Origin of the sequence: Micromonospora sp. D75 (assembly GCF_018070405.1) — a bacterium.
GTDB lineage: Bacteria > Actinomycetota > Actinomycetes > Mycobacteriales > Micromonosporaceae > Micromonospora > Micromonospora chalcea.
The window spans coordinates 1-9,079 of record NZ_JAGPXV010000199.1 but is presented as its reverse complement, the minus strand read 5'-3'; the positions used below and the strand labels follow the sequence as shown (position 1 = coordinate 9,079).

Annotated in this window: 9 protein-coding genes; 3 read left to right on the top strand and 6 right to left on the bottom strand. The window is 72.8% G+C overall.

Features of this window, described 5'->3' with window-relative positions; translation table 11 throughout:
* Positions 1-593: virginiamycin B lyase (locus tag KBX39_RS14420; RefSeq protein WP_210870999.1), on the bottom strand; the 593-nt coding region annotated here is incomplete at its 3' end.
* 181 nt (positions 594-774) lie between these two features.
* Between KBX39_RS14420 and KBX39_RS14415 the strand changes: the two genes are divergently transcribed.
* A complete protein-coding gene (locus KBX39_RS14415; RefSeq protein WP_043329298.1) occupies positions 775-1,266 on the top strand; it encodes a hypothetical protein in 492 nt (163 codons plus the stop codon).
* A 171-nt stretch (positions 1,267-1,437) separates the two neighbouring features.
* Here the strand turns inward: KBX39_RS14415 and KBX39_RS14410 are convergent, their stop codons facing one another.
* From KBX39_RS14410 to glnA, 5 genes are all read right to left on the bottom strand, one after another.
* Positions 1,438-2,865 (bottom strand): M28 family peptidase, encoded by a 1,428-nt coding sequence (locus tag KBX39_RS14410; protein ID WP_051611414.1) that lies wholly within the window; start codon positions 2,863-2,865, stop codon positions 1,438-1,440.
* A gap of 182 nt (positions 2,866-3,047) precedes the next feature.
* On the bottom strand, positions 3,048-3,413 hold the full coding sequence (locus tag KBX39_RS14405) for a VOC family protein (RefSeq protein WP_064448280.1): 366 nt from the start codon (positions 3,411-3,413) through the stop codon (positions 3,048-3,050).
* 97 nt (positions 3,414-3,510) lie between these two features.
* Positions 3,511-4,203, bottom strand: coding sequence for a YafY family protein (locus tag KBX39_RS14400; protein WP_113972568.1), 693 nt, complete (start codon positions 4,201-4,203; stop codon positions 3,511-3,513).
* A 32-nt stretch (positions 4,204-4,235) separates the two neighbouring features.
* On the bottom strand, positions 4,236-4,661 hold the full coding sequence (locus tag KBX39_RS14395; protein WP_043329290.1) for a DUF350 domain-containing protein: 426 nt from the start codon (positions 4,659-4,661) through the stop codon (positions 4,236-4,238).
* An 80-nt stretch (positions 4,662-4,741) separates the two neighbouring features.
* Positions 4,742-6,091: a type I glutamate--ammonia ligase gene (glnA, locus tag KBX39_RS14390; protein WP_036344036.1), complete on the bottom strand. Its 1,350-nt coding sequence runs from the start codon at positions 6,089-6,091 to the stop codon at positions 4,742-4,744.
* Between the two features lie 206 nt (positions 6,092-6,297).
* Here glnA and KBX39_RS14385 point away from each other — a divergent pair, with 206 nt between their 5' ends.
* On the top strand, positions 6,298-8,058 hold the full coding sequence (locus KBX39_RS14385; RefSeq protein ID WP_113972569.1) for an NAD+ synthase: 1,761 nt from the start codon (positions 6,298-6,300) through the stop codon (positions 8,056-8,058).
* A 118-nt stretch (positions 8,059-8,176) separates the two neighbouring features.
* The gene (panB, locus tag KBX39_RS14380) at positions 8,177-9,022 is read left to right on the top strand and encodes a 3-methyl-2-oxobutanoate hydroxymethyltransferase (RefSeq protein ID WP_043329285.1); all 846 of its coding nucleotides are present in this window, start codon (positions 8,177-8,179) and stop codon (positions 9,020-9,022) included.
* Positions 9,023-9,079 lie beyond the last annotated feature (57 nt).

Below are 9,079 nucleotides of genomic sequence, written 5' to 3'. Positions count from 1 at the left end.
AACCAGAGCGCGCCGTCGACACCCCGGGTGATGCCGACCGGCCCGGCCGCCTCGGTGGGCAGCGGATGCAGCGTCACCGATCCGTCCAGGTCGATCCGGGCGATCGCGTTCGCCTGGTTGAGCGTGAGCCAGAGCGCGTCGTCCGGGCCGGCCGCGAGCATCGACGGGAAGCCCTTCTCGACCGGCAGCGGGACGGACGTCACCTCCCCGTCGACGCTCACCCGGCCGGCCGTGTCGTCGTTCATGCCGGCGTACCAGAGCGCGCCGTCCGGGCCCACCGCCAGCCCGCACGGGCCGCAGCCGGCCGGCAGCGCCACCGAGCCGGTCTCGCCGTCGACGGTGATCCGGCCGAGCCGGTCGTCGCCCGAGCGGGTGTACCAGAGCGCGCCGTCGGGGCCGCCGACGATGATCAGCGGTCGGCTGCCGGGTGGGTCGTCGCGGTAGGTCCGCACCTCACCGTCGGGGCCGAGCCGGGCGACGCCGCCGGAGCCGGCCAGCGCCAGCCAGAGCGCGCCGTCGGACCCGACCGTGATCGAGTACGGGCCGGAGCCCGGCCCGGTGAGCGGGATCTCGCGGATGGCAGGCTGTGTCATGGCGTGGCCTTTCGTCGGGTTTTGCCCAGCCTCGCGGGCGCTCCGGCACACCGGCAACACGAATAAAACGGGCCTTCCGGACGGGATTGCCAGCCTGCTGACAGGTTCGCCACGGGTTGCCCTCAGTTCCGGGGCTCACTGTCGGTGACGTCATCGCACCACCACCGAACAGGAGAATCGCATGATCCGCACGATGTCGAAGAAGCACCTGCTGGCCGGCCTGGCCGCTGCCGGCGTGCTCGGCGTCGGGATCGCCGCCCCGACGGTGGCGCTCGCCGACGACAAGAACCCGAAGCCGTCCTCGAGCGCCAGCAGCACCGACCAGGGTGACGAACGCCGCCAGAAGCACGCCGACCGGCAGGCCGAGTTCGCCGAGGCGCTCGCCAAGGAGCTGGGCGTGTCGACCGACAAGGTCACCGCGGCGCTGGAGAAGCTGCACGAGCAGCGGCAGGGCGACCGCCCGGAGCGGCCGGAGCGGCCGTCGACCGAGGACCGGCAGGCCGCGCTGAAGGAGCGCCTGGACCAGGCCGTCACCGACGGCAAGCTCACCCAGGAGCAGGCCGACGCGGTGCTCAAGGCCGCCGAGGCGGGCGTGTTCCCGGGTGGCCCCGGCCACGACGGCAAGGGCGGCCCGCACGGCGAGCGCGGCAAGGGCGGCCCGGACGGCAAGTGACCGCACGGCCACGCCGTTTCCCGCCGGCCGGCCCTCCTCGTGACCGGCGCCGGCGAGGCCACCGCCTGACACCAGGCGGGCGGGACAGAGGCGCCGCACCGGGACTCCCCGGTGCGGCGCCGGTCGCCGTCCCCGTGACACCGCAGCCGGCGGCACGGGGACGGCAGTAAATCAGCGAGCGGTCGCGTACGCGGCGCAGCCGATCAGTTCGAGGGAGACCTGGAGTCGCTCGAGGCTGATGTTCTTGGCGATGGTGTCCTCCGGGGTGTGGTACGGCGGCTCCAGCAGCGCCGGGCTCGTCTCACCCCGCCAGGAGAAGTTGGCGCTGGCGATGCCGACCTCCTGGAAGGACTGGTGGTCGCTGGAGCCGCGCTGCGTCACCGGCGACATCCGCGGGTCGTAGCCGAGGCGTACACCGGCGGCGGCCACCTCGTCGGTGGCCCGGTTGGACTGGCCGGTGAAGGACAGCAGCCAGTAGAGGGTGGCCGGGTCCCAGCTCGTGGCGACCATGTCGTTCTGGTACACCGCCAGGAAGCGGTCCCGCTCGGCCTGCGGGAGCTGCCGGACGTGGTGACGCGAGCCGAGCAGGCCCTGCTCCTCCGAGCCCCACAGCGCGAACCGCAGGGTGGCGTCGACCGGGATCGCCTTCATCACCCGGGCCAGTTCGAGGCAGAGCACCGTGCCGGAACCGTCGTCGTTGGCGCCGGGGGCGCCGATGACAGTGTCGTAGTGGGCGCTGACCATGACGACCGGCCCGTTCGCGCCGGACCGCCCGACCCGCTCCGCGATGACGTTGTGGGACGTCAGGTTGCGGTGCGCGACGGTGGAGATCGTGAGCGTGAGCCGCCCGGCCGCGAGCAGGGCACGCAGCCGCTCCTTCTGCGCCTGCGCGACGCCGACCACCGGGATCGGCACCGGCGTGCCCGCCGAGCCCGGCAGGGTCGGCGAGAACGCGCTGCTGCGCCGGGGCGGCACCCCGTCGGCGGCGAGGAACACCACGGCGGCCGCGCCGCGCGCCACAGCGGTGGCGACCAACTGCTCGCGCCGGGCCGCCACGTAGTCGACGAGCACGATCTGGCCGGTGACGCTCGCCGGGTAGTTCTCTTCAGCACCCGCGCCCACGTCCACCACGTCACCCTGGACTGTGGTGTCCAGCGCGGCCTGCGGGGAGGCGCCGGCCTGCCAGTTCAGGTCGGTGGGCAGCCCGGCCGGCGAGGCGAGCTGGGCGAGGAACTTGTCCGCCACCGCGAACGGCTCCAGCCGAACCTGGTAGCCGAGGCGGTCGAGCTGCTTGGCGATGTAGTCGGCGGCACGCCGCTCCGAGGCGGTCCCGCCGATACGCGGCCCGATCTCCTCGCTGAGGACGCGCAGGTGCGCCAGCGCCCGCTCGGCCGAGACCTGGGCGATGATCTTGCGATCGTCCGACGTGAGCGCCGGCTTCCGGCTCGATCCGGGGCGCTTGTCGTCGGCCGCCCAGGCCGGCGCGGGCAGGGCCACGGTGGCGGCGCCACCGAGAGCGATGGTCAGCATGCGGCGTCGGTTCACAGTGGATCCGGTGATGTCCGTGGCGGGGGAAGAGGGGTGGCCGTCGTTGGTCATACGCTTCTCCTGACTGTGCGAGCCGGCCGGCGTTGGCCGTCCGACTCGGAGGATCTTGAACATAACCCGAGGTAAGGGGCGCATCCAAGATCCTCTCCGGCGATCACCGGACCCGACATCGACCGGTCTCTCGCCCGCCGTCGCTCCACGGTGGCCGGCCGCCACGGGTGGACGGACCGGGGTCAGCCGCCGGCCGGCGGGGTGAAGACGCCGAGCAGGTTGCCCGACGGGTCGCGCAACAGGGCCCGCACCAGACCGGCCGGCGTGGTCACCGGCCCCGTCACCACGACGCCGCCGGTCGCCTCGGCCCGGCGGCAGATCTCCGCGACGTCCGCCACCTCGGCGTAGAAGATCGCGTAGTTGCCGGCGTCGGTGCCCCGGATCGCGCCGCCGATCCCCCGCTCACCGCCAGCGGTCGTCTGCCGGTACGACCCGGCCGGGCCGCCCTGCTCCTCGAAACTCCAGCCGAACAGGTCGGCGTAGAACCGCTGCGCCTCGTCCGGGCGGTCGGAGCTGATCTCGAACCAGGTCACGGGCGTGCTGGACATGCTTCCTCCTGAGGTTCGCGCCGGCGGTCGGCCGGCGTCGTCAGGAATCAGCGTGGTACCGGGACACGACAGCGTCCTGTCGGTGTTTCCACAGGGATCAGACCAGCGTGAGCGGGCGCACCCGGTCGACCGGCACATCGAGGTCGTCAGCACACCACTCCCGGGTCACCGGCTCGGCGAGCGGGCGCACCGAGCGGATCCGGTCGGTGCGAAAGCAGCGCACACCGTCGCGCAGCCGGCACCAGGCGACCAGATACCAGTGCACCGAGTTGCCCAGGTAGGCCAGCGGCTCCACGTCACGTGCCGAATCGGCGCCGTCGCGGTCGGCGTACCGCAGGCGCAGCACCCGCCCGGCGGCGACCGCGTCGGCGACGACGGCCGGGACGGGCGTGCCCGGCCCGTCGCCCACCAGGTGCACCCGGCCGGCGAGCCGGTGCGCCTCGGCCACCGCGGCCGGTGGCATCACCGCGACCAGCTTGCGCAGCGCGGCGCCGGCCGCCGCGGCGAACGGGGAGCCGCCGAGCCGGTGCAGCGCGACGGCCATCGCCACCGCCTCGGCCGCCGTCAGGTTGACCGGCGGGAGCGTGCGCGCCCGGTCGACGACGTAGCCGCCGGTGCGGCCCGGCTCGGCCCAGATCGGCACGCCCGCGCCCTGCAACGCGGAGATGTCCCGCTCGACGGTGCGGGTGCTGACCTCGAAGCGGCGGGCCAGCCAGCTCGCGCTGCGCGGGCGCGGCGACACCGCCCGCAGCTCCTCGACCAGGGCGTAGAGGCGATCGGTGCGGTTCACCCCCGGACGCTAACCCGGGGGTACGACACCGCTCAGGCGATGCAGGCGCAGACGATCAGCGCGGCGCCGAAGTGGGTGGCGGCGCTGACCTTGGCGGCCGGGTGCGGCTCCTCGGCGGCGATGACGTCGCCCAGCCGACCCGGGGTGAGCAGGTCCAGCACCAGGAACGCCAGCGCCATCACCAGCAGGCCGACCAGCCCGAAGACCACAGTGGAGGCGAGCCCCTTGGTGAACGAGCTGTAGCTGGTCAGCACGGCGGTGAAGACGATGCCGGCGATGCCGAGCTGGTTCGCGGCGAGCAGCAGCGCGGCGTTGCCGTTGCGGCGTACCCAGATCAGCTCCCGCAGCTTGCCCGGGGTGAGCACATCCACGAGCAGGAATCCGGCGGCCATCAGCGCCACCCCGACGATCCCGAACACGATGCTCTGCCACGCCCCGTCGAGCAGGTCTCCCAGCACCCAACGCCTCCCCGGCTCACCCGCCCGGCGAAGGTGCCGGGACGGTGCCGCAGACGATAGCGGCACCGCGCCAGGATGATCTAGAGAGACAGGTAGCGCTGCCGCTCGTACGGGGTGACCTCGCGGCGGTACTGCTCCCACTCCGCCCGCTTGTTGCGCAGGAAGAAGTCGAAGACGTGCTCACCGAGCACCTCGGCGACCAGTTCGGAGCCGGCCATCACGTCGATCGCCTCGGCCAGGTTCTCCGGCAGCGCCTCGTAGCCCATGGCGCGGCGCTCCGCGCTGCTCAGCGACCAGACGTCGTCCTCGGCGCCCGGCGGCAGCTCGTACCCCTCCTCGATGCCCTTGAGGCCGGCGCCGAGCATCACCGCGAACGCCAGGTAGGGGTTGGTCGCGGAGTCCAGCGAGCGGACCTCGACCCGGGCCGAGTTCGGCTTGCCGTACGCGGGCACCCGCACCAGCGCGGACCGGTTCAGGTGACCCCAGCAGACGTACGCGGGGCTCTCGGTGATCCGGTCCGGCAGCGCCTGCGGGAACAGCCGCTTGTACGAGTTGACCCACTGGTTCGTCACCGCGGTGTACTCCCGCGCGTGGGTGAGCAGCCCGGCGATGAACGACTTGGCGACCTTCGACAGCTTCATCGGGTCACCGGCGTCGTGGAACGCGTTGCGCTCCCCCTCGAACAGCGACAGGTGGGTGTGCATGCCGTTGCCGGGCTGGTCGGTGAACGGCTTCGGCATGAAGCTGGCCTGCACGCCGGTGGAGAGCGCGACCTCCTTCACCACGTGCCGGAAGGTCATGATGTTGTCGGCGGTGGTGAGCGCGTCGGCGTAGCGCAGGTCGATCTCCTGCTGGCCGGGGGCGACCTCGTGATGGCTGTACTCCACCGAGATGCCGATCCGCTCCAGCGCCAGCACCGCCTGGCGGCGGAAGTCCCGCGCGACGGCGTGCGTGGTGTGCTCGAAGTAGCCGCCGGTGTCCACCGGGATCGGCACCGAGCCGTCCTGCGGGCCGTTCTCCAGCAGGAAGAACTCGATCTCCGGGTGGGTGTAGAACGTGAAGCCCTTGTCCGCGGCACGGGAGAGCATGCGGCGCAGCACGTGCCTCGGGTCGGCCCAGGACGGGCTGCCGTCGGGCAGCGAGATGTCGCAGAACATCCGGGCGCTCTCGCCGCTGACGCCGCCCTCGAACGGGAAGACCTGGAACGTCGTCGGGTCCGGCATGGCGACCATGTCCGACTCGAAGACCCGGGCGAAGCCCTCGATCGCGGAGCCGTCGAAACCGATGCCCTCGTCGAAGGCCGCCTCCAGCTCCGCCGGGGCCACCGAGACGCTCTTGAGCGTGCCGAGCACATCGGTGAACCACAGCCGGACGAAACGGATGTCCCGCTCTTCCAGCGTACGGAGGACGAACTCCTGCTGACGGTCCACTTCCACCCCTCGTTACACGTACGTCCGCACCGGCGCCGGGCCGGCTCGGCCTGACCGCCCAGTCTCCACCGGGCTCGTTACGCCGACGTTACGCCCTCCCCGGCCGGCCGTCCCGCCGTGTCCGCCGCGCTGGGACGCACGGGCCGGCACGCCTGTCTGCCCCAACCGGTCGGATTCGGCCGGGAGGGCTGGGGGAAGATGAGGACATGCCCACCCTGCGTCTCGCCCTGTGCCAGGTCAACCCGACGGTAGGCGACCTCACCGGCAACGCCGGCCTGGTCCGCGAGTGGACCCGCCAGGCGGCCGGCTCCGGCGCCCAGCTCGTCCTGTTCCCCGAGCTGATGCTGACCGGCTACCCGGTCGAGGACCTGGTCTTCCGCCGCTCGTTCGTGGCCGCGTCCCGGGCCGCGCTGCACCGGCTCGCCGCCGACCTCGCCGCCGACGGCCACGGCGACCTGCCGGTCCTGGTCGGCTACCTGGACGCCGACGGCCCGCCGCAGGTCAGCTCCGACGCGGAGCCGGGCAGGGGCGCCCGCAACGCGGCGGCGCTGCTGCACCGGGGCGAGGTCGTCGCCACCTACTTCAAGCACCACCTGCCCAACTACGGCGTGTTCGACGAGGACCGCTACTTCGTCCCCGGTGACATGCTCACCGTGGTGCGCGTCGGCGGGGTGGACGTGGCGCTGACCATCTGCGAGGACCTGTGGCAGGCCGGTGGGCCGTTCGCGGCGGCGCGGCAGGCCGGCGTCGGGCTGGTGCTGAGCATCAACGGCTCGCCGTACGAGCTGAACAAGGACGACGTGCGGCTGCCGCTGGTGCGCCGGCGCGCCGCCGAGGCCGGGGCCGCGATCGCGTACGTGAACATGGTCGGCGGCCAGGACGAACTGGTCTACGACGGCGACTCGATGATCGTCGCCGCGGACGGCACGCTGCTGGCCCGGGCGCCGCAGTTCGTCGAGCACCTGCTGGTGCACGACCTGGAGCTGCCGGCGGCGGCCGGGACGCCCGGCGAGGCCGGTGGGCTCAGTGACGGCATGCGGGTGGTCCGCGGCGAGGTGGCGACGATCCCGGCCACGCCGCCCGGACCGGCTGCGGACGGCGGGATCATCGAGCCGGTCGCCGACGAGGCCGAGGTGTGGCACGCGCTGGTGCTGGGCCTGCGCGACTACGTCGACAAGAACCGCTTCCCGTCGGTGGTGCTCGGCCTGTCCGGCGGCATCGACTCGGCGGTGGCGGCGGCCATCGCTGTGGACGCGGTCGGCCCGGAGCGGGTCGTCGGCGTCTCGATGCCCAGTCAGCACTCCTCCGAGCACTCCCGCACCGACGCGGAGGACCTGGCCAAGCGCACCGGCCTGGACTACCGGGTCGAGCCGATCCAGCCGATGGTGGACACGTTCCTGGCGAACATGTCGCTGTCCGGGGTGGCGGTGGAGAACCTCCAGGCCCGGGTACGCGGCGTGATCCTCATGGCGCTGTCGAACCAGGAGGGCCACCTGGTGCTCACCACCGGCAACAAGAGTGAGCTGGCGGTGGGCTACTCGACGTTGTACGGCGACTCGGTGGGCGGCTACAACCCGGTCAAGGACGTCTGGAAGACGCTGGTGTGGCGGCTGGCGAAGTGGCGCAACGCCGACGCGGCGCGCCGCGGGCAGACGCCGCCGATCCCGGAGAACTCGATCGGCAAGCCGCCGTCGGCCGAGCTGAGCCCCGGCCAGCTCGACAGCGACACGCTGCCCGACTACGACGTGCTCGACCCGATCCTGATCGGCTACGTCGACGGCGACCTGGGCCGCGACGGCCTGGTCGAGTCCGGCCACGACCCGGCCGTGGTGGACAAGGTGCTGCGGATGGTGGATACCGCCGAGTACAAGCGGCGGCAGTCCGCGCCCGGCACCAAGATCTCCATGAAGGCGTTCGGGCGGGACCGGCGGCTGCCGATCACCAACCGGTGGCGCGAGGACGGCTGACCGCTCCCCGGCCGGGGAGTGACATCCTCCACTCCGATCTGCCCGCGGGCCGTCGCCCGGTGCGACGATCGCGGGGAACCCGGGGACCGCGTGCGCGGCCTCGAGGAAGGAGATTGTCATGGTGGAGTCCACCCCGGCCGAGGTGACGGCGCTCTACGGCGGCCCGGCCACCCGGCGGGTACGCACCCGCGACCTGATCGCCGCCAAGGAGCGCGGCGAGCGCTGGGCGATGCTCACCTCGTACGACCAGTACACCGCCTCGATCTTCGACCAGGCGGGCATCCCGGTGCTGCTGGTCGGCGACTCGGCGGCGAACAACGTGTTCGGCTACGAGACCACGCTGCCGGTGACCGCCGAGGAGCTGCTGCCGCTGGTCCGCGCCGTGGTGCGGGCCACGAAGCAGTCGCTGATCGTCGGCGACCTGCCGTTCGGCTCGTACGAGGAGGGCCCGGCGCAGGCGCTGCGCACCGCGGTGCGGTTCATGAAGGAGGGCGGCTGCCACGCGGTGAAGCTGGAGGGCGGACGGCGCTGCGCGGCCCAGATCGAGGCCATCACCGGCGCCGGCATCCCGGTGATGGCGCACATCGGCTTCACCCCGCAGAGCGAGCACACGCTCGGCGGCTACCGGGTGCAGGGCCGGGGCGAGGCGGCCGAGGAGGTGCTCGCCGACGCGCGGGCGGTGGCCGAGGCGGGCGCGTTCGCGGTGGTGCTGGAGATGGTGCCGGGCGAGGTCGCCAAGCGGGTCACCGCCGAGCTGGCCATCCCCACCGTCGGCATCGGGGCCGGCCCGGACACCGACGGGCAGGTGCTGGTGTGGCAGGACATGGCCGGGCTGCGGACCGGCCGGGCGCCCCGCTTCGTGAAGCGCTACGCCGACCTGGCGGGCGCGCTCACCGACGCCACCCGCCGGTTCGCCGACGAGGTACGCGGCGGCGATTTCCCCGCGGCCGAGCACACCTTCTGAGGGTGTAAGGAAGGGCCCCTCCACTACGCCAGGCGTTAAGAAGGGGCCCTTCCTTAC

Excerpts from the sequence above, each read along its gene's own strand:
- KBX39_RS14415 (WP_043329298.1), top strand. The coding sequence starts at position 775 with ATGATCCGCACGATGTCGAAGAAGCACCTGCTGGCCGGCCTGGCCGCT.
- KBX39_RS14410 (WP_051611414.1), bottom strand. The coding sequence starts at position 2,865 with ATGACCAACGACGGCCACCCCTCTTCCCCCGCCACGGACATCACCGGA.
- KBX39_RS14405 (WP_064448280.1), bottom strand. The coding sequence starts at position 3,413 with ATGTCCAGCACGCCCGTGACCTGGTTCGAGATCAGCTCCGACCGCCCG.
- KBX39_RS14385 (WP_113972569.1), top strand. The coding sequence starts at position 6,298 with ATGCCCACCCTGCGTCTCGCCCTGTGCCAGGTCAACCCGACGGTAGGC.
- panB (WP_043329285.1), top strand. The coding sequence starts at position 8,177 with ATGGTGGAGTCCACCCCGGCCGAGGTGACGGCGCTCTACGGCGGCCCG.